We start from the raw sequence: 18300 nt of genomic DNA on the forward strand, positions 1-18300 counted from the left end.
CGAGAGAACGTGAGACTCGGCGGCCGGTTGCGTGGCTCACGGGCGCCGCGCGGCGCGGCGGAACACCCCGACCATCTCGATATGGGCCGCGTGTCGGAACTGATCGACCGGCGTGACCGTCTCGAGCCCGTAGCCGCCGGCCGCGAGGGTCGCCGCGTCCCGGGCGAAGGTGCCGGCGTCGCAGGCGATGCCGACCACCAGCGGCACCCGCGACCCGGCGAGCTGCCGGGCCTGGGCCTCCGCGCCGGCCCGGGGCGGGTCGAACACCACCGCGTCGAAGGCGTCCAGCTCGGTCGGCAGCAGCGGCCGGCGGAACAGGTCGCGGCGCTCAACGGTGATCCGCCGCAGGCCCGTGGCCGCGCGGGCGGCCCGGTCGAGGCCGGCCAGGGCCGCCGCATCGGATTCCACGGCGTGGACGGCGGCCTGCCTGGCCATCGCCAGGGTGAGCGGTCCGCAGCCCGCGAACAGGTCGGCGACCCGCCGCGGACGCGGTCCGAGGGCCGCAAGGGTCAGCGCGGTGAGGGCGGCCTGCCCGGCGGCTGTGGCCTGCAGGAAGCCGCCGGGGGACGGGTAGAGGGGCGTGCCGCTGCCGGCCACCGAGACCGGTTCGGCCTCCATCAGGCGCTCGCCGTGGAGCGACAGCCGGGCGAGGCGGAGTTCGCCGGCGATCCGCACCAGGGCGGCAGCGACGCCGGCGCTCACCGGACCGTGGCCGCGCAGGTCGATGTCGAGCCCCTGGTCGGTGGCGGTGACCGCCACGTCGAGGGGTTTTCGGCCGTGGCCGAGGGGGGCGGCGAGGCGGCGTGCCGCCTCGGGTGCCGCGTGCAGCGCCGGCACGGTGATCGGGCAATGGTCGATCGGCACCAGCGCGTGGCTGCGCGCCGCCATCAGCCCGGCCTCGGCCCGGCCGTCGACCGCCCGGACATGGAGCGTGAGCCGCCGCCGCCCGGCGCCGTGCGCGTCGATCGCGGGTTCGGGCTCCACGGCGAGCCTGGCCTGGGACAGGGCCTGCGCGACGAGGCCCCGCTTCCAGGCCAGTTCGGCCGGCCGCGCGAGGTGCTGCGTCCGGCAGCCGCCGCATTGCATGACGTAGGGGCAGAACGGCGCCACGCGATCGGGGGAGGGCCGCTCGACGCCGAGAAGCTCGGCGCGACGCCCGTCCCGCCGGATCGCGACCTGCTCGCCGGGCAGCGCGTAGGGGACGGGGGTCCCGTCCTCCGCGATGCCGTCGCCCCGGGATCCGAGTTCCTGAATCGTGACCGTCTCGCTCACGGCAGCCTCGCGCCGACTAGGAACTCGGCATTGCCGTCGCCGCCGGTGACGGGCGAGTCGATCAGCCCGAGGATCGCGGCGCCGAACCCCTCCAAAGCGGCGCGGATCGCCGCGCAGACCTCGGCATGGACCGCCGGATCGCGGACCAGGCCGCCGCGGCCGATCCGGGCGCGCCCGGCCTCGAATTGCGGCTTGATCAGCGCCACGATCGCCGAGCCCGGCGCCAGCAGCCCCGGGAGGGCCGGGAGGACGAGGCGCAGGCCGATGAAGCTCACGTCGACGCTGGCGAAGTCCGGGGGCGGCGTCAGCCTGGCCGGGTCGAGGCTGCGGATGTCGGTGCCCTCCAGGTTCGTGACGCGGGGATCGGCGGCGAGCCGCGGATGGAGCTGCCCCCGGCCGACATCGACCGCGTGGACATGGCGCGCACCCCGGGCGAGCAGCACGTCGGTGAAGCCGCCGGTCGAGGCGCCGACGTCGAGGGCGGTGCGGCCGGCCGGATCCAGATGGAACGCGTCCAGGGCCGCCGCCAGCTTGAGGCCGCCGCGGGAGGCGTAGGGATGCTCAGGGCCGGCCTCGATCCGCGCCCCGGGGGCGATCGGCTCCGAGGCCCGCGCCAGTGGCCGGCCGTCGACGCTGACCCGCCCGGCCCGGATGGCTGCCTGCGCCCGGGCTCGGCTCTCGAAATGACCGTGCTCCACCAGGAACAGGTCGGCCCGCCGGGCGCCCGGGCGATCGTCCGCGGGCGGGGCGCGGTCCGGGAGGGGCCGGTCTCGGGTCATCAGGGCTTCGTGCGGTCCGGGCAGATCTGCGGCAGAGGTCTGGACGCGCGGCCCTGTCGCGGGCCGGCGCGCTCCCTAACTAGACCGGACCGCACAGGAGAGCCACCGCATGACCCGTACCCTGCCGCTGCTCGCATTGCTCGGGACCCTCGCCGCGGGCGGCGCCCACGCCCAGGAACCCCCGAAGGAGGCGGCCAAGCCGGTCGAGACCTTCACGGCGCCGATTAAGAACGCCAAGGGCGACACGATCGGCACGCTGGCGATCCGCGACGGCGCCAACGCCCTGGTGCTGCGCGTCGCCCTTCAGGCCGGCGCCCTGCCGCCCGGCTGGCACGGCCTGCATTTCCACGCCGTCGGCGACTGCTCGGATCCGAAGTTCCTCAATTCGAAGGCGCATGTGAACCACGATCAGAGCAAGCACGGCCTGCTCAACCCGGACGGCCCCGACGAGGGTGACCTGCCGAACCTCTACGTGGCGCAGGACGGCTCGGCCAACGCCGAGGTCTGGAGCGAGACGCCGCTCAACGGCGAGGGCGGTCTCAAGGACGGGGACGGCTCGGCCCTGATCATCCATGCCAACGAGGACGACCACACCACACAGCCGATCGGCGGCGCCGGCGACCGGGTCGCCTGCGCGGTGATCAAATAGACGGTCGGGCCGGTTCGAAGCACGGTCCGCGACGGCGGTGTGGGCGTCGCAGCACGAGGTTCGAGATGCCTCCGCCGCTCGGGCACACCCATTCACGGCGCACGCCCCGAATGGGTGTTTCCGGAAGGGGAGTCGGTTCCAGCGCTGACACGCGCCCTCCCACACAGAGGCGACCGGACTTACACGTCTCGATCTGACTCCAACCTTCCGAAAGAAAGGCGCTTTTCCCTCCCCGCAAGGGCTACGGGCTACAGAAGTTTGAGGTCTCAGCGAGCTCGCCGGTCAGATCGGCGGGGCGCGGGTCCCCTCTCGCGCACGGGAGAGGGGGCCTGTCGCGCTGGGTCATGAGCCGCGTGCCTCGAACCGGTGTCGCCCGTAGCCGCACGGGGGAGGAGAGCACGTCGCGCGTGTCAGATTACGATGCGCGCATCCGGTAGCGCGCGGAGGGGGGAGGGGGACGCGCCTGCAGTCCGGCCGGTGTCCCCGTCCGACCCTCATAGCCCGCTCGGAGGCTTCGGCACCTCGCCGCCGCGAGCGATCGAACGCGGGGCGTTGCGCTAGGTCGCCGCCTGGGGCGACGGCATCGCTGCCGGGATCGGCCGCGGGCGGCCGGCCTCGTCGATGGCCACGAAGGTGAAGGTCGCCTGCGTGACCCGCTCGCGCACCTGGGTGCAGAACCGCCGCGCCCAGGCCTCGACCTCGATCTTCATCGAGGTCCGGCCCACATGCGAGACCCGGGTGTAGACGCACAGCACGTCGCCGACCCGGACCGGGCGGATGAAAGTCATGGCGTCCAGCGCCACGGTGACGACCCGGCCCTGTGCCCGGTCGACCCCCGCGATCCCGCCGGCCTGATCCATCTGCGACAGCACCCAGCCGCCGAAGATGTCGCCGTTGGCGTTGGTATCGGCCGGCATGGCGATGGTGCGCACGGTCAGGTCGCCCCGGGGCAGATCGACCTCCGGCGGCGGCGGGACGCTGGCGGCCTGCGCGAGTCCGACGTGCTGCATGCCGTCCATCCGTCCGTCGCGCGCCGTCAGGGAAGCAGGCCGGCGAGCTTGAGCCCCGCCGCCAGCAGGATGGCGGCCGCGCTCAGGATGCATTCGAGCGGGATCAATTGCCAGAGGTCCGGCGTCGCCGCCGCCGGCTCGGCGCGCTGCGCAAGATCGTTCATCAGGCGTCCTCCCGGGCCGGCCGATCTGTCGTCGCCGGTCCCGTTCCCTGCATCATACCGCATGGACGCCGCGGGTGCATCCCGAATCGGGATCCGCATGCCTCGTCCCGGATGTCGGAACCGGAGCGCTGTATCGCTCCTCCCGGACGCAGCGCATGGCCCGAAGGCGGCCGATCACCGGCCAGGACGATAACCGAAAGGTCCGGCGGCTTGGGGGAGCCGCCGGACCAATCCTGTCAGCGATCGCTTAGTAGTAGAACCGGCGGCGGTAGTAGGGCCGGCGCCAGTAGGGCCGCGGTCCATAGAACCGGCGGCGGAAATAGGGCCGGCGGTAGTAGGGCCGCGGGCCGTAGAAGCGGCGACGGTAGTAGTACTGGGCCTTCTCGGTCATCGCCGGGGCGGCATTGGCCGGCAGGGCGAGGCCCGGACCGACGGGCGCGGCGGACGCTCCCTCCGGCGCCGCGGCCGCGAAACCCAGCACCAGCAGGGCCGCGAGCAGGAATTTCCTCAGCACGGTGTCGACTCCCTTTGTGTGATTGCGTCTCGGACGACGAACCGCACGGGAAGCGAGAACCCACCGCCCGGTCCGAAACGCTGCAACGCATGGGCGAAGCGAAGCGTTGCAGCGTAACCGCTGCGACGTGTCGGACAGGGTTGACGGTGGGTTGAGGGCCGCGGCCTCAGGCGATCTTGGTGGTCATGTCCTCGATCCGGGCCTCGGCGCATTGTCGCACCAGGGCGATGCCGTGCTCGCAATCCTCGCGGCGGACGTAGCCCTCGCCCGAATCGGCGATGACCTCGCCGTTGCGCGCCCGCAGGCGCCAGCGCCACTCGCCCTTGGCATCCCGATAGAGTTCGAACCGCATGGTACCGGCTCCCTGATCATCCGCCGGATGAGATGGGTTGCCGGGCCCGGAAGGGAAGGCGTCCACCACGCCGATGGCCGCGCCCGCATAAAGGGGGCCCGAGGCTCCGGGTGCGCGGGTGGCGGGAAAACGGGGACCCGTTTTCCCGCACCGAACCGATGGCCCTGTCAGTGCGCCTTGTCGGCGAGGCCCTTCAGTCCGGCCTCGTAGACGCCGGCGATGGCCTCCTTGGCCTTGTCGTCCGGAGCCCCCTTCGCCTTGAACGTGCCCGTCCACGTCACCTTCGAGCCGGTGCCGGCCTTCGCGACCATGATCGTCGAATGGTAGTCGGTCACGGGCAGCGGACCCTCCAGGATCGTGTAAGTGTAATCCATCTTCTTGTCGCTGCGCGCTTCTTCTTCTTCGACGATCGTTCCGCCGCCCTTCAGGCTGAGCGTGCGGACGTCTTTGCCGCCCTTCTTGGACAGGGCGCATTTCTCGATCACGGGGTGCCAGTCGCCGATCCCGCAGAACCCGCCGACGGTCTTCCAGACCGTCTCCGGCGCTGCGGCGATGTCGACCGATTTCGTGACTTCGAGGGCCTGAGCCGAAGAGAGCGACGCCACGATGATTGCGGCAGCCGGTACGAAAACCCTGAACATTCGGCGTTTCCCCTGACGATTGACGGTTATCGGCCTTGAAGGCCAGTCAATCACCTAGCGCGCCAGGGAGCCGTTACGAGACGAGCGGCCCCGCTTTCGCGGATGTGTGAGCGCGCCGATGCCAGGCCCGGAGGGGCCCATGGGACGCTGCGCGGTGCCGAACGACGAGACGCGGCACCCCCGGCGTTGCGCCTCCGAGGACGTGGACCCGTGACCCTGGTCCCGGCCACCCACCGCAGGGGCCTCTGACAAAAACCGCCCGGGACGATCCCGTCCCGGGCGGTTGTTCAGATGTCTACGGTGCGGTCAGGTTCAGGAGCGGGGCGCCCGCTCCAGCCAGCCGATGTTGCGGCCCTCGCCGCCGCCACCGCCGCCGCCGCTGCGCGGGCGGGCATCCGTCCGCTGGGGCCGGCCGTCCCGGCTGGGGCGGGCCTGCTGGCTCGGGCGCTGCTCACCCTGCGGCCGGGCGGGCCGGTCCGCGCGGGCATCGCGACCCTGCACGGCCTGACCGCGGCCGTCGCCACGGGCATCGACCCGTCCGTCCTGGGGCCGGGCCTGCCGGGGCGCGCCCTGGCCGCCGAAGCCGCGTCCGCCCTCCGGGCGCCCCTGCTGGGGCCGGGGCCGCTGGCCCTGACGGCCGCCGCCCGGACGCTGCTGCTGCCGCTCGGGCCGGCGCTCCTCCTCGCGGGCGATCTCGGCCGCTTCCTGGCGGGACGGCGGCGTGAAGCCCTCGGGGAAGCCCCCCACCGGCACCTTCTGGCGGGTGATGCGCTCGATGTCGCGCAGGTAGGCCTTCTCCTCGTCGTTGCAGAACGAGATGGCGAGGCCGTCCGCGCCCGCCCGGGCGGTGCGCCCGATCCGGTGGACGTAGCTCTCCGGCACGTTCGGCAGGTCGAAATTGACCACGTGGCTCACGCCATCGACGTCGATGCCGCGGGCCGCGATGTCCGTGGCGACCAGGACCCGGGAGGCGCCGTCCTTGAAGGCGGCCAGCGCCCGCTCGCGCTGGGGCTGGCTCTTGTTGCCGTGGATCGCCGCCGCCGCGATGCCGACCTTGTCGAGGCCGCGCACGACCCGGTCCGCCCCGTGCTTGGTGCGGGTGAAGACCAGGACGCGCTCGATCGCCGGATCGCGCAGGATGTGGCCGAGCAGCGCCTGCTTGGCGCCGGTATGAACGAAGATCACCTGCTGCTCGACGCGCTCGGCCGTGGTGGCGACCGGAGTCACCGCGACCTGCACCGGATCCTTCAGAAACTGGCTCGCGAGGCCGGCGATGTTCTTCGGCATGGTCGCCGAGAAGAACAGGCTCTGGCGCTTCTCCGGCAGCATCTTCACGATGCGCTTGAGGGCGTGGATGAAGCCGAGGTCGAGCATCTGATCGGCCTCGTCGAGGACCAGGATCTCGACGCCCTCCAGCGTCAGCGACCGGCGCTCGATCAGGTCGATCAGCCGGCCGGGGGTGGCGACCAGGACGTCGACGCCCGGAGCCAGCGCCCGCTCCTGGCGGCTGATGGTGACGCCGCCGAACACCACGGTGGTGGTGTAGGACAGGTGGCGGCCGTAATCGCAGAACGATTCGGCGATCTGGTTGGCGAGCTCGCGGGTCGGCGAGAGCACCAGCACCCGGCAGCCGCGGCGCGGGGCGCGGCGGTCCGAGAGCGAGAGGCGGTGCAGGATCGGCAGCGCGAAGGCCGCGGTCTTGCCGGTGCCGGTCTGGGCGATGCCGCAGAGGTCGCGGCCCTCCATGGCCGGCGGGATCGCCTGGGCCTGGATCGGGGTCGGCGTGACGTAGCCAGCCTCGCCGAGCGCCCGCAGCACGGGCTGGGCAAGGCCGAAATCGGTGAATTGGGTCAAGGATGTATCCGATGCAGCAGGACCGGCCGGGCGCCTCGCGTGATGGGCGAGCAGAGCCGTGTTCGAGTCGGTCCGTTGGCAGGGGGCAGCCCGCGTGATGGGGCGGCCCGGGTGCATGCACGTTATGAAGAGGGGGGCCGGATCACGCCGGGTGGCGCCCGATCCGTCACGCAGCCCCCTCAAGCGGGCCATGACGGCCGCTGACGCTGCACCGCCGATATGCGGGTGTGCGGCTGCGAAGTCAATGCAGCACGGCGCGTCCCGGCGCATGGCACCGCCCCCGCCGGCGCACGGCTCGATAGAAAAACCGGGTCCGATGCCGGGCAACGGCGGCGCCCGGCATGGACACGCCCGGGCGCGGCTCGGACGAACCTTGAATCGCCCGGCGTGATCCGTGAGGAAGCACGGACAATGTCGCGGCTCCGCACCATCATGGGGCCAGCCAAAGAGGGGGAAGAATGACCCGATCTGTTCTGACGGTGAGCGCCGGTCTGGCGGTGATCGCGGTCGTTCTGGCATCCCTGTGGGTCGGGTTTGGCCCGCGCCCTCAGGTCGCCCCGGACAAGCGGGCCTCCGCCGGCATTCCCTTGTCGCAACAGCAGCGATCCCCCGTGGATGCCAAGGGGCAAGCGATCCGGACCATCGCGCCGGCATCGCCGTCCGATCCGGGGATGGGCGCGACGGCGCCCCCGGCCTCATCCCCGTCCGCGGCCGCTCCGGCCAACCCGTCGGCGGCCCCCGGTTCGTCGGCCGATCTCGGTTCTCCCGCGCGGCAATCCGACGGCACGTCCACGACGGGTCTGAGAACGGAGACGCCCCCCGGAGAGGCGCACGAACCCTCCGTGCCGCCCGGTGAGGGCGTCGATCTCAACACGGCGTCCGTCGAGCAGTTGAACGGGCTCGGCGCGGGCATGATCGGTCGGAGGATCATCGAGTTCCGCCCCTACGCCTCGCCCGATGAACTCCTGACGCGCCGTGTCCTGAAACGTGCCGATTACGACACCATCAGGAGCGCGATCACCGTCCGATAGCCCTGGAGATCCTTGCTTCCGCATCCTCCCTTTCCCGAAAACCGGCCGCCACCTGTCGGGATGATGCGCCTTGAGCGGCCAAGCCAGTCGAAGGCGGCGGCCGTCTTCCGTGAGCGTCGGCCGTGAACACGCGTCGCGCGCGGACGTTGATGCCCGGGTCACGCGCGAGACGTGATCGTGGAACGCTCGAGGAATCTGTCATGCGCATGACCGCACTGATCGCGGCCGTCGGCCTGGTGTCGATGGGGACCGCCAGCTTGGCCGCGGAGACGGCCGGCGCCACCGGTACGTCCGGGAACACGCCCCGTATGCAGGGTTCGCCCAACGCCGCGGGCTTCGGCAAGGCGGAGACCACCGGGACCGCCGGCGCGAACACGCCGGACAGCACACCCAGCCAAGACGGCAAGATGAAGGGCCCGCCGAACGCCTCGGGATTCCAGCACGGCAATTCCGGCACGCCAGCGGGCCGCTGAGCCGGAGCAGGGTCGATCCCCGGCTGCCGTCTCGCGGGACCGCACTCTCTTGCGGCCCGGTGCGACGGTTGCCCTCGGAGGCCCGATCGGGATGGACATCATGCGGGCGCCGGCGACCGATCCCTGCCAACAGGGTCGGTCCCGCGCCTAGCGATTCTGGGAATGATATGCGGCGACTGCTCCCCGGGGGCCGGTCGCCATCGTCAGTCGTTCTGCACCGAATCTCTTCTCATCGGGAGAGAAACGATTGGTGCGGCCAAGAGGACTCGAACCTCCACCCCTCGCGGGACTAGCACCTCAAGCTAGCGCGTCTACCAATTCCGCCATGGCCGCATCGGACGCGAAAACCCGCCCGTTCGCTCGACCGGTGCAGCCGCGGGAGAACCCGAAGCCGCCGTCGTGTCGCGCGGCGCAGCGGATAACAGATCGCCCCGCCGCCGACAAGCGCTTCGCTCACGCGGCGGCGAAGCCGCTCTCCAGCAGCGCGGCCGCGCCCTCGCCGATGCTGGCGCCGGGCTCGACGATCGAGGCCGCCTTGCGGATCAGCTCCGTCACCTCGACGGAGATGCGGTCGCCGGTCACCACGATCTGCCCGCGGGCGATCGGATGGCCGTTGGCCAGGATCTCGACCATGTCGCTGTCGCTGGCGTCGAGCTCGATCACGGCGCCGCGGCCCATGCGCAGCAGCATGTGCAGCGGCATGCGCGTGCGGCCGAGCACCACCGTCAGATCGACCTTCAGGGTCTCGAAGACCGCCACAACCCGCCATCCCTCTCGCGGCCGAAACCTTGCAACCGCAGGCCGCGGATGTTGAAGGCTTCGACCATCGACGCAGGATGGTGAAGCCTTGGTAAACACGCCCCGCCTCACGGTCAGTCCCCACGCCTTCCCGAAGCGGGCCGGCTCCGGTCCGGTCGCGGAGCCCGTGGGCTGGCGCGTGAGCGATGCGTCCGTGGACTACGATGCGGCGGTGGCCTGGATGGAGGCCCGCGCCGAGGCCATCGCCCGCGGGACGGCGCCCGAATGCGTCTGGCTGCTGGAGCACCCGCCGCTCTACACGGCCGGCACCTCGGCCCGGCCGGAGGATCTCGTGGCGCCGGGCCGGTTCCCGGTCCACGCCACGGGACGGGGCGGCCAGTACACCTATCACGGCCCCGGCCAGCGCGTGGCCTACGTGATGCTCGACCTCGACCGGCGCAGCCGCGACCTGCGCGCCTACGTGGCGAGCCTGGAGGCGTGGCTGATCGCGACGCTCGCCGCCTTCAACGTCCGCGCCGAGCGTCGGGAGGACCGGGTCGGCGTCTGGGTGCGCCGCCCCGAGAAGGGACCGGGCGTCGAGGACAAGATCGCGGCGATCGGCATCCGGGTGCGCCGCTGGGTGAGCTTCCACGGGATCAGCCTGAACGTCGAGCCGGACCTGTCGCATTTCGACGGGATCGTCCCCTGCGGCGTCCGGGAGCACGGGGTGACGAGCCTCGTCGATCTCGGCCTGCCGGTGAGCTTGGCCGAAGTCGACATGCAGCTGCGGGCCGCGTTCGAGGATATTTTCGGCGCGACGGTGATCGAGGGGATAGATTGATACGGCCGCCGGTCGCGGCATTCGGTTGAGGCGCGCCATCCGTCGTCACGCGCGCAGGAGGTGACCCAGGGCCGCATGACGCCGGCGATCGTGGCGCCGCCTGGATCGGTTCGCTCCGCTCGCGTGGACGGTTGGGCCACCGGTCCTTCCGCCGAAGACCGAATCGCCGGCCCGCTCAGAAATCCGCGTGGAGCCGCGAGGCGAAGAAGTGGGCCGGGCCGCGGTCGCGGTTGTAACCGGGATTGTCGATGAATTGGTAGTCGAAGGTCAGGGTTACGAACTTGGTGAGGTTCAGGGCGTAGTAGGTCTCCAGCGCCCGCTCGGTGCCGTAGTTGAGCCGGCCGTCGCCGATCAGCAACCCGTAGAAGCCCGCCGCGAAGGCGGCCCGGTGCGAGGGCGAGAGACCGTTCATCGCCGCCCCGATCCCGACCGTGTCGTCCGGCCGGTCCCAGGCCTTGCCCTTCAGCGACAGGCCCCCCGAGAAGCTCTGGTCGATGTCGGTGAAGGAGATGTTCTCCGTCCGCCCGTCGTTCAGGCTGGCCCGGGCGAACAGGCCGAGTTCGGGTGTCAACGCCTGTTCCAGGTTGACGTAGCCGCCGGTCTTGCGGCGGGGGCGCCGGGTCGCCGCGGCCGCGTCGTTGATGTCGTCGAAGGCGCCGAACTGGGTGAGGGTCACCACCTCCCGGTTGTTGGCGGAGACGCCGACATTCGAAAACAGCCCGAAGCGCAGCTTGCCCGGCTGGTCCAGCCCCGGCAGGACGTAGCGCTGCTCGAACTCGGCGTTGAGCCCGGCGCGCCGGAACACCCGCGGGTCGAGCACGTCGCTCGACGGTTCCTTGGGCACCTGCGTGTAGGCGGCGCGGATGGCGAATTCCGGCCGGTTGTACTCGGCGTAGACGCCCTGGGTGAAGCCGGGCAGGTTCGCCGGGAAGTCCCAGGCCGAGGAGCCCCAGAGCGACCAGTTGAAGAAGTCGACCCGCGGATCGTGGGCGTAGACGTTGCCGTCGAAGAAGTCGCCCAGGGCGAACTTGCCGGCGATCAGCGTGATCCGCTCGGAATCGTAGCGGGTGGCGACCTGGTTGGGTCCGTCCGGCACATCGACGGTCTCGCCGCCGAGGTTGATCGTCTGCTTCACGTAGTAGCGGTTCGAGCGCAGCTTCGGGAACGGGGCGCCGGCCTTCTGGGCCTCGCCGTTGACGAAGCCGGCGACGCCGAGCGTCCTGGACAGGCCGAAGCCCTGGCTGAATTCGGGGTTGTAATAGACCTCGGTCGTGTCGGTGAGCCTGAACCCGAGGAAGATCGTGGCCGTGGTGGTCTGCCGGGCCTGGTTCGGAATCAGGCTCTGCGCGCCCACATAGGGCGAGCGGAAACCCGGCGTGCCCTGCGCGATGAGCGTTGTCTGCCCGTGGAGCGAGAAGCGGCCGGTATCGCCGTTGTCGGGGTCGTGCGGGGCGGTCTCGTCGGGATCCGGCGGCACCCTCAGCCCGTCCGGGAACCACATCAGCCGGGCTAACACCTGATTCGAGGTGAAGCTCGCCCGGGTCGTGACCGGGCCGCCCGTATCCCCGGGCACGACGCCCAGGGCGAAGCGCCGGCTGCCGCCGAGACCGACGTAGCGGTAGTCGATGCCCAGGGCGAGATGGTCGGTGATGGCGTATTGCACCCCCGCGCCGAGGGTGAAGCCGACATAGCCGAGTTCCCGCCGCGCCGTGTTCTGGCCACCCGTGTCGAGATCCGGATAGGTCGCCTGGAAGCGCGCGTTGGCCCCCGTGAGTCCGAAGGCGCCGTAGATCAGGTACCGGTCGAAGCTGTAGCCCATGCGCGCCCGGAGCGAGCCGTACAGGTCGGTCCGGGCGCGCACGATGGTGAAGGCCGGGTCCACGTCCGCGTAGCCGAAGCCCGCGAGGGTCGAGGCGACCGGCCGGTTCAGATTCGCCGCGTCGAGGTTGGCCTCGACCCCGTAGACCCACGGTCCGGTCTGCCAGGTCCAGCCGCCAAAGAGGCCGCCCACCGCCGTGGTGGCGTTCCGCCCCTGGTCGCTCCGGCCTGTGGAATCACCGCTCCTGAAGGCCGCCACGGGACGGCCGCCGATCGTCGTCGGCCCGAAAGCGTAGGCGCCGTAGGAGCCGCTCGCGCTGCCCTCGAGGCCCAGATAGCTCCCCGACCAATCGGCATAGGCGGCGCCCTGCGCCGCGGGCCGCGGTGCGGCGAAGTCCGCCGCGCGCACGGACGCGGTCAGGCCTATGAACAGCAGGAAGGCCGCGGTGCGGGCCGGAATCACGGAACGGGTACGCATCGGCTCTGCAGCAAGGTATAGCACTGGCTAAGTCGTGTCCCGCCACCGCGCAAGCCCTGCCCGTCGGCGCGGGAACTCGACCGAGCGGAGACTGCATCGCTCTTCCCGACCCGCGCCCATTGTCCGGCCCCCGCATGGCAGTGGCATGACGATCCGCCGTCGTTCGGGTGCGGTCAAGATCATACCGGTCACACGGCAGTGAATTGTCTTCCCCTGCGAAAGGATACCCCTTGTTTCTCGATTGAATACCAGCACAACATAACCTCCTGTCGCAGAAAGGCTTTAGATTAGAATTGTTATCATTTAAGAGCGGCGTAATTTCTGTTTGAACTTCGCGCGCGACGGATTATGTGCAGGGTCATGCGCGCGTCGAACCTCTTTCCGAATCTCCGGTTTCCGATTTGCGGCGGCTTGGCCGTGATTTGCCTCCTCGCCGGGGCTGCCGCGGCCAAGGAGGTGCCGATCGGCCCGCACGTGACCCGGAACGGCCTGGAGGTCGCCGCCGTCTACCTGCAGCCGATCGAGATGGAGCCCGCCGGCATGATGCGCGACGCCGCGCAGTCGGACCTCCACCTCGAGACCGACATCCGCGCCGCCAAGGACAACCGCAACGGCTTCGCCGAGGGCGACTGGGTGCCGGCGCTGGAGGTGCATTTCGAGGCGGTGAAGCTCGACGGCGACAAGCCCACGGACAAGAAGGTGTCCGGGATGCTGATGCCGATGGTGGCCAATGACGGGCCGCATTACGGTGACAACGTCAAGCTGTCCGGTCCCGGCCGCTATCGCCTCACGGTGACCGTCGCGCCGCCCGGCAAGGACAGCCATTTCGGCCGGCACGTGGACAAGGAGACGGGCGTCGGGCCGTGGTTCGAGCCCTTCGACGTCGTTCAGGACTTCACCTTCGCGGGCGTCGGCAAGAAGGGCGCCTACTGAAATCCCGGGGAATCCACGTGTCTCGTCCGCCGCGTCCTGCCCGCATCGCCGCCGCCGCCCTGCTCGCCACCGCCTGGGCGATGACGGCCGCGCGCGCGGACGACATGCCGGTGATCAAGGTCGAGATGCGTGACGGCCTGATCCTCCCGGCGGTGATCGAGGTGCCGGCCAACACCCGGTTCAAGCTGGAGATCGCCAATACCGGCCAAAGTCCCGTGGAGTTCGAGAGCGCGGAGCTGAAGCGCGAGAAGGCGCTCGCCGCGGGCTCGACCTCGGCGATCGTGTTCCGCACCCTCGATCCCGGCACCTACCAGGTGTTCGACGACTTCCACCCGGACGCCAAGGCGACCCTGGTGGCCAGATGAGCGCGTCGACCGCCGCGGCCTCCTCGCTCGACCTCTCCTCGGCCGGGCCGCGCCGCGCCGCCGTCGACGCGCGGCTCGCCCGCCTGGGGGACGGGCTGCGCCGCTACGGCTGGGCCATCCGGGCGGTGCAATGGCTGATCATCGCGGTCTACGCGGTTCTGGTGATCGTGCCGGCCCTGCTGCCGCTCCCCGGCAACGCCGCGCATATCTGGACCAACCTGACGCTGGCCGCGCAGTTCGCCTTCTGGGGGATCTGGTGGCCGTTCGTGCTCCTCAGCATGGTGCTTGTCGGCCGCGCCTGGTGCGGGGTGCTCTGTCCGGAGGGCGCGCTCAGCGAGTTCGCCAGTCGCTGGAGCCGCGGCTACGCGGTGCCGCGCTGGATCACCTGGCAGGGCTGGCCGTTCCTGGCCTTCGCCGGCACCACGGTCTACGGCCAGATGACCAGCGTGTACGGCTATCCGAAACCGGTGCTCGCGGTGCTGGGCGGCTCGACCCTGGCGGCGATCGTGGTCGGGCTGCTCTACGGGCGCAACAAGCGGGTGTGGTGCCGCTATCTCTGCCCGGTCAACGGGGTCTTCGCGGTGCTCTCGAAGCTCGCCCCGATCAGCTTCCAGGTCGACCGGGCCGCCTGGGCGGTCTCGCCCAAGCCGGTCCGGGGCGGGGCGGCGTTCAACTGCGCGCCGCTCGTGCCCGTCCGGACGATGCGCGGGGCAGGGGCCTGCCACATGTGCGCCCGGTGCAGCGGCCATCGCGGGGCGGTGCGCCTCGCCCTGCGCTCGCCCAACCACGAGATCGTGCACGTGGCCGGCACCGAGCCGGATCTCGACCAGACCGTGCTGATCCTGTTCGGCATGCTGGCCCTGGCGGTCGGGGCCTTCCAGTGGTCGGCGAGCCCCTGGTACGTCGAGGCCAAGCAATGGGCCGCCACCTGGCTCATCGACCGCGGGGTGACCTGGCCGCTGGAAACCTCCGCGCCGTGGTTCGTGCTGACGAACTATCCCGACCGCAGCGACGTAATGACGCTCCTCGATGGCGGGCTGCTCCTGGCCTATATCGGCGCCGCTACGGTGATCCTCGGGCTGGCCCTGTCGGGGATCGTGGCGCTGGCGACCCTGACCCTCGGGGGCTGGTCGACCCGGCGCTTCCACCACCTGACGCAGACGCTGATCCCGGTGGCGGGCTGCGGCGTCTTCCTGGGTCTGTCGGCGCTCACCGTCACGTTCCTGCGGGGCGACGGCATCGTGATCCCCTACGTGACTGAGATGCGCGCCGGCCTGCTGGCCGGGGCGAGCCTGTGGAGCGTCTGGCTCGCCTGGCGCGTCGCCGGCCTCAGCGCCGGCGGCCTCCGGCAGGCCGGGGCCGCGGCCTGCATCGCCGGGGCGGCCGCCCTGTCGGTGGTCAATTGGGTGCTCATGTTCTGGATCTGGTAGCGCGGTCCGCGCGCCGCACGGCAACATTCCGCAACGTTGGGAGACCGCCATGATCGGCGCCTTCGTCATCGCCTTCCGCGAAGTCATCGAGGCCGGCCTCATCATCTCGATCGTGCTGGCGGCGACCCGCGGCATTCCAGGCCGCATGCGCTGGGTCCTGCTCGGTGTCGCCGGGGGGCTGGCGGGGGCCGGTCTCGTCGCCCTGTTCGCGGAGCGGATCTCCAACGCCTTCGAGGGCAGCGGGCAGGACATCCTGAACGCGGCGGTGCTGATCGTCGCGGTGCTGCTGCTGATCTGGCACAACACCTGGATGAGCAAGCACGGCAAGGAACTCGCCGGTGAATTGCGCGCGGCCGGCGCGGCTGTGCGCTCGGGCGAGCGCGAGGCCGCGGCCCTGTCGATCGTGATCGGCGCGGCGATCCTGCGCGAGGGCGCCGAACTGGTGCTGTTCCTCTACGGCCTCGTCGCCTCGGGCACCTCGGGGGCCGACATCCAGTTCGGCGCCTTTGCCGGCATCGGGGCGGGGATCCTCCTCTCGGCGGTGACCTATCTCGGCCTCGCTTCGATCCCGAGCCGCTACGTGTTCTCGGTGACCAGCGTGCTGATCGTCTTCCTCGCGGCCGGGCTCGCCGCGCAGGCCGCCCAGTTCCTGGCCAATGCCGGTGTGGTCGACATCCTCGGCCACACCCTCTGGAACAGTTCCGGGCTGATCGCCGAGACGTCCTGGCCGGGCCGCATCCTGCACGCGCTCGTCGGCTACACCGACCGGCCGACCGCCCTGCAGGGGCTCGTCTACGTCGCCACCATCGCCGTCATGGTCGGGCTGATGCAGTGGAGTGCCGTCGACAAGCGCCGCGCCGTGCAGGCGGCCTGAGACGCGAAAGGTCCGGGCCGCCCGGCGGCTCGGACCTCGTTGTTGGGCAAGCCGGGACCCGGGGGCAGCGCCCCCGGAGACGGCTCTCAGGCCAGCGGAGCCCATTTCTCAGGGTCGGCCGGCTTCTCCTTGTAGATCGCGCCGGCGAAATCGACGTGCAGTTCCGTCGCCGCCCCGTCGCCCCGGCGCGCCAGGACCTCGAAGTGCTTGGGCTTGCGGCGCGGTCCATCGGCGACCGTCCAGCCGGCGGATATCGCCGCCGTGCGGGCCCGATCGGGATCCGCCGCCATGTCCGGCCGCGGATCCGCCTTCTTGGGGCCGGGGGCGTGATGGGGCTTCTTGTGGTGGATCTCCACCGGGTCCCGGCCCTCGGCCGAGATCCGCGTAACCTTGATCTCCGAAGGGCGACGCTCGCCCTCCAGGGTCACGTGCAGCCCGGTCACGGGCGCGAACGCATCCGCGCCCTTCGGACCGAGATCGGCCAGGTGGGTCTCGCCGTCCGCCTCGATGGTGAAGCGATGGGCGAAGACGTGCTGGATGGTGCCCGAGAGGGCGGTGGTGTCGTGAAGCGGCATGATTTTCTCCGTGGAGCGCCCAACCGCAGGCGCAACCGATATATCGAAATCGATCGCGCGATGGTCAAGGGGTGTTGGCAAAGCTCCGCGCTGCGAGCTTGACCGGTCGGCCAGAGGTGCCGCTTGGCCGGTCCGCGCAGGCGCTCCCTGGTCGAGGCGGCGTCGGGGTCCTGGCAGGCTGCGGACCGGTGCGCCGCGGTCCCGCGTCAAATCCGGCGATCGCTCAGAACGCCGAGCGAGCCGGCGGCAGCCGTCCCCCTCATCCCGAGGTGCGGCGCAGCCGCCTCGAAGGCGGTCTCCCGCCTGCCGCGCGATCCGGGAGGGCTCCCCCGGGGGCCGCTGGCGCGGGCACCTCAGGACGAGGGGGTGGCTCGGAGCGTCCTTCTCCCGGGACCCGCGTTCGGCCCGTCTCTCAGGCGCCGGTCGCGACGGCGCGGGCCGGATCGGCGCCCCATTCCGACCAGGAGCCGTCGTAGAGGCCGCGGGCGGGGCGGCCCATCGTTTCCAGCGCCAGGGCGATGATTGCCGCGGTCACCCCCGAGCCGCAGGTGGTCACGATCGGCCGGTCCGGATCGACGCCGTTCGCCGCGAAGACCGTTGCCAGCTCCTCCGGGCTCTTCATGTGGCCGTCGCGCTGGAGCGCCGCGTAATGCAGGTTGCAGGCGCCGGGCATGTGCCCGGGGCGGACGCCGGGGCGGGGCTCCGGTTCCTCGCCGCGGAACCGCGTCGCCGAGCGGGCATCGACCACCTGGGCCGAGCCGGTCTCCAGGGCGCGGGCGACGTCGTCCGCATCCGCCACGGCCCCGTGGTCGAGGCGGGCGGTGAAGTGCCGGCGCGCGGGCGGATGCGGCGTGCCGTCCTCGGTGGGATAGCCCGCGGCGATCCAGGCCGGCAGGCCGCCGTCCAGCACCAGGGCGTCGCGCACCCCGTAGGCCTTGAGCATCCACCAGACCCGCGGCGCCGCGAACAGGCCCTGGCCGTCGTAGACCACGATCTGCTGGCCGTCGCCGACGCCGAGCGTCCGCATCCGCGCCGCGAAGACCTCGGGACGGGGCAGCATGTGCGGGAGGCTCGACTCGGTGTCGCTCATGGCGTCGAGGTCGAAGCGCCGGGCACCGGGGATGTGGGCCGCGCGGAACTCGGCCTCGGGGTCGCGGCCGGCGGCCGGCAGGTACCAGGAGGCATCGAGGATCACGATGTCGGGGGCGGCGAGGCGGTCGTGCAGCCAGTCGGGTGACACGAGGGGCGCGTGGGCCATGGTCGGCGGGTCCGGCTCTGTTCGCGAGGGCGCACAGCAAACCACAGGTCGCAGTGGCTTGCACGCCTGGGCCAGTCCCGAGCCGGAGCGTTCGGGCCGATTGTCAGCCTGGCGAATGCCAATCGAACCGGCGCCGGCCCATGGGAGCTACGCATCCCGCACCGTGCTCCGATGCAGCGCGTGCAGGTTGGTCTTGTTTTAAGTTGCCGTAACCCCAGTTATGACAACATGATGACGCCGTTCGCGCCGGT

20 protein-coding genes and 1 tRNA gene are annotated in these 18300 nt (G+C 71.1%); 8 read left to right on the forward strand and 13 right to left on the reverse strand.

Annotated elements, in window-relative coordinates; all coding sequences use genetic code 11:
- Positions 1 to 36: 36 nt before the first annotated feature.
- Entirely contained in the window at positions 37 to 1272 is a 1236-nt protein-coding gene (locus MKK69_RS17615) for a class I SAM-dependent RNA methyltransferase (RefSeq protein ID WP_243969900.1), read from the reverse strand.
- The gene (locus MKK69_RS17620) at positions 1269 to 2051 is read right to left on the reverse strand and encodes a TlyA family RNA methyltransferase (RefSeq protein WP_243969902.1); all 783 of its coding nucleotides are present in this window, start codon (positions 2049 to 2051) and stop codon (positions 1269 to 1271) included. Before MKK69_RS17620 ends, MKK69_RS17615 begins: the two co-directional genes overlap by 4 nt.
- Positions 2052 to 2160: 109 nt before the next feature.
- Here MKK69_RS17620 and MKK69_RS17625 point away from each other — a divergent pair, with 109 nt between their 5' ends.
- Positions 2161 to 2700: a superoxide dismutase family protein gene (locus tag MKK69_RS17625; protein WP_243969903.1), complete on the forward strand. Its 540-nt coding sequence runs from the start codon at positions 2161 to 2163 to the stop codon at positions 2698 to 2700.
- Between the two features lie 557 nt (positions 2701 to 3257).
- On the opposite strand, the gene MKK69_RS17630 is transcribed toward MKK69_RS17625, so the two are convergent.
- From MKK69_RS17630 to MKK69_RS17655, 6 genes are all read right to left on the reverse strand, one after another.
- Complete coding sequence (locus tag MKK69_RS17630) at positions 3258 to 3710, reverse strand: acyl-CoA thioesterase (RefSeq protein WP_243969905.1); 453 nt, start codon at positions 3708 to 3710, stop codon at positions 3258 to 3260.
- A 26-nt stretch (positions 3711 to 3736) separates the two neighbouring features.
- Positions 3737 to 3874 carry a hypothetical protein gene (locus MKK69_RS17635; protein WP_243969907.1) on the reverse strand — a complete coding sequence of 46 codons (138 nt, stop codon included), beginning with the start codon at positions 3872 to 3874 and terminating at the stop codon, positions 3737 to 3739.
- A gap of 247 nt (positions 3875 to 4121) precedes the next feature.
- Positions 4122 to 4388 carry a hypothetical protein gene (locus tag MKK69_RS17640; RefSeq protein ID WP_243969909.1) on the reverse strand — a complete coding sequence of 89 codons (267 nt, stop codon included), beginning with the start codon at positions 4386 to 4388 and terminating at the stop codon, positions 4122 to 4124.
- 166 nt (positions 4389 to 4554) lie between these two features.
- Positions 4555 to 4740 carry a YegP family protein gene (locus MKK69_RS17645; RefSeq protein ID WP_243969910.1) on the reverse strand — a complete coding sequence of 62 codons (186 nt, stop codon included), beginning with the start codon at positions 4738 to 4740 and terminating at the stop codon, positions 4555 to 4557.
- A gap of 167 nt (positions 4741 to 4907) precedes the next feature.
- Entirely contained in the window at positions 4908 to 5381 is a 474-nt protein-coding gene (locus tag MKK69_RS17650; RefSeq protein ID WP_243969912.1) for an SRPBCC family protein, read from the reverse strand.
- 312 nt (positions 5382 to 5693) lie between these two features.
- The gene (locus MKK69_RS17655) at positions 5694 to 7235 is read right to left on the reverse strand and encodes a DEAD/DEAH box helicase (protein WP_243969914.1); all 1542 of its coding nucleotides are present in this window, start codon (positions 7233 to 7235) and stop codon (positions 5694 to 5696) included.
- A 479-nt stretch (positions 7236 to 7714) separates the two neighbouring features.
- Between MKK69_RS17655 and MKK69_RS17660 the strand changes: the two genes are divergently transcribed.
- Together MKK69_RS17660 and MKK69_RS17665 are read left to right on the forward strand one after the other, a co-directional pair.
- A complete protein-coding gene (locus MKK69_RS17660) occupies positions 7715 to 8266 on the forward strand; it encodes a helix-hairpin-helix domain-containing protein (RefSeq protein WP_243969916.1) in 552 nt (183 codons plus the stop codon).
- A gap of 200 nt (positions 8267 to 8466) precedes the next feature.
- On the forward strand, positions 8467 to 8739 hold the full coding sequence (locus MKK69_RS17665; protein WP_243969918.1) for a hypothetical protein: 273 nt from the start codon (positions 8467 to 8469) through the stop codon (positions 8737 to 8739).
- A gap of 248 nt (positions 8740 to 8987) precedes the next feature.
- On the opposite strand, the gene MKK69_RS17670 is transcribed toward MKK69_RS17665, so the two are convergent.
- Positions 8988 to 9072 (reverse strand) — tRNA-Leu (locus MKK69_RS17670).
- A gap of 120 nt (positions 9073 to 9192) precedes the next feature.
- On the reverse strand, positions 9193 to 9498 hold the full coding sequence (locus MKK69_RS17675; protein WP_243969920.1) for a FliM/FliN family flagellar motor switch protein: 306 nt from the start codon (positions 9496 to 9498) through the stop codon (positions 9193 to 9195).
- Positions 9499 to 9586: 88 nt separating this feature from the next.
- Between MKK69_RS17675 and lipB the strand changes: the two genes are divergently transcribed.
- A complete protein-coding gene (gene lipB, locus MKK69_RS17680) occupies positions 9587 to 10318 on the forward strand; it encodes a lipoyl(octanoyl) transferase LipB (RefSeq protein WP_243969922.1) in 732 nt (243 codons plus the stop codon).
- Between the two features lie 175 nt (positions 10319 to 10493).
- Here lipB and MKK69_RS17685 read toward each other — a convergent pair whose 3' ends face one another.
- On the reverse strand, positions 10494 to 12614 hold the full coding sequence (locus tag MKK69_RS17685) for a carbohydrate porin (protein ID WP_243969924.1): 2121 nt from the start codon (positions 12612 to 12614) through the stop codon (positions 10494 to 10496).
- Between the two features lie 348 nt (positions 12615 to 12962).
- Between MKK69_RS17685 and MKK69_RS17690 the strand changes: the two genes are divergently transcribed.
- Genes MKK69_RS17690 through MKK69_RS17705 form a run of 4 tightly spaced genes read left to right on the forward strand, consistent with a single transcriptional unit; the run spans position 12963 to position 16216 of the window.
- Positions 12963 to 13547, forward strand: a complete 585-nt coding sequence (locus tag MKK69_RS17690; protein ID WP_243969927.1) for an iron transporter — start codon at positions 12963 to 12965, stop codon at positions 13545 to 13547.
- A 17-nt stretch (positions 13548 to 13564) separates the two neighbouring features.
- Complete coding sequence (locus MKK69_RS17695; RefSeq protein WP_243969929.1) at positions 13565 to 13912, forward strand: cupredoxin domain-containing protein; 348 nt, start codon at positions 13565 to 13567, stop codon at positions 13910 to 13912.
- Positions 13909 to 15342, forward strand: coding sequence for a 4Fe-4S binding protein (locus tag MKK69_RS17700; RefSeq protein ID WP_243969931.1), 1434 nt, complete (start codon positions 13909 to 13911; stop codon positions 15340 to 15342). The genes MKK69_RS17695 and MKK69_RS17700 overlap by 4 nt, the downstream gene beginning before the upstream one ends.
- A gap of 49 nt (positions 15343 to 15391) precedes the next feature.
- Positions 15392 to 16216 (forward strand): FTR1 family protein, encoded by an 825-nt coding sequence (locus MKK69_RS17705; protein ID WP_243969933.1) that lies wholly within the window; start codon positions 15392 to 15394, stop codon positions 16214 to 16216.
- Between the two features lie 86 nt (positions 16217 to 16302).
- On the opposite strand, the gene MKK69_RS17710 is transcribed toward MKK69_RS17705, so the two are convergent.
- Positions 16303 to 16791: a hypothetical protein gene (locus tag MKK69_RS17710; protein WP_243969935.1), complete on the reverse strand. Its 489-nt coding sequence runs from the start codon at positions 16789 to 16791 to the stop codon at positions 16303 to 16305.
- 412 nt (positions 16792 to 17203) lie between these two features.
- Positions 17204 to 18049 carry a 3-mercaptopyruvate sulfurtransferase gene (gene sseA, locus MKK69_RS17715; RefSeq protein ID WP_243969937.1) on the reverse strand — a complete coding sequence of 282 codons (846 nt, stop codon included), beginning with the start codon at positions 18047 to 18049 and terminating at the stop codon, positions 17204 to 17206.
- Positions 18050 to 18300 lie beyond the last annotated feature (251 nt).

Source organism: Methylobacterium sp. J-026, from assembly GCF_022829585.1.
GTDB lineage: Bacteria > Pseudomonadota > Alphaproteobacteria > Rhizobiales > Beijerinckiaceae > Methylobacterium.

Excerpts from the sequence above, each read along its gene's own strand:
- MKK69_RS17710 (WP_243969935.1), bottom strand. The coding sequence starts at position 16,791 with ATGCCGCTTCACGACACCACCGCCCTCTCGGGCACCATCCAGCACGTC.
- MKK69_RS17625 (WP_243969903.1), top strand. The coding sequence starts at position 2,161 with ATGACCCGTACCCTGCCGCTGCTCGCATTGCTCGGGACCCTCGCCGCG.
- MKK69_RS17650 (WP_243969912.1), bottom strand. The coding sequence starts at position 5,381 with ATGTTCAGGGTTTTCGTACCGGCTGCCGCAATCATCGTGGCGTCGCTC.
- MKK69_RS17635 (WP_243969907.1), bottom strand. The coding sequence starts at position 3,874 with ATGAACGATCTTGCGCAGCGCGCCGAGCCGGCGGCGGCGACGCCGGAC.
- MKK69_RS17685 (WP_243969924.1), bottom strand. The coding sequence starts at position 12,614 with ATGCGTACCCGTTCCGTGATTCCGGCCCGCACCGCGGCCTTCCTGCTG.
- MKK69_RS17690 (WP_243969927.1), top strand. The coding sequence starts at position 12,963 with ATGTGCAGGGTCATGCGCGCGTCGAACCTCTTTCCGAATCTCCGGTTT.
- MKK69_RS17645 (WP_243969910.1), bottom strand. The coding sequence starts at position 4,740 with ATGCGGTTCGAACTCTATCGGGATGCCAAGGGCGAGTGGCGCTGGCGC.
- MKK69_RS17705 (WP_243969933.1), top strand. The coding sequence starts at position 15,392 with ATGATCGGCGCCTTCGTCATCGCCTTCCGCGAAGTCATCGAGGCCGGC.
- MKK69_RS17665 (WP_243969918.1), top strand. The coding sequence starts at position 8,467 with ATGCGCATGACCGCACTGATCGCGGCCGTCGGCCTGGTGTCGATGGGG.
- sseA (WP_243969937.1), bottom strand. The coding sequence starts at position 18,049 with ATGGCCCACGCGCCCCTCGTGTCACCCGACTGGCTGCACGACCGCCTC.
- MKK69_RS17700 (WP_243969931.1), top strand. The coding sequence starts at position 13,909 with ATGAGCGCGTCGACCGCCGCGGCCTCCTCGCTCGACCTCTCCTCGGCC.
- MKK69_RS17620 (WP_243969902.1), bottom strand. The coding sequence starts at position 2,051 with ATGACCCGAGACCGGCCCCTCCCGGACCGCGCCCCGCCCGCGGACGAT.
- MKK69_RS17630 (WP_243969905.1), bottom strand. The coding sequence starts at position 3,710 with ATGCAGCACGTCGGACTCGCGCAGGCCGCCAGCGTCCCGCCGCCGCCG.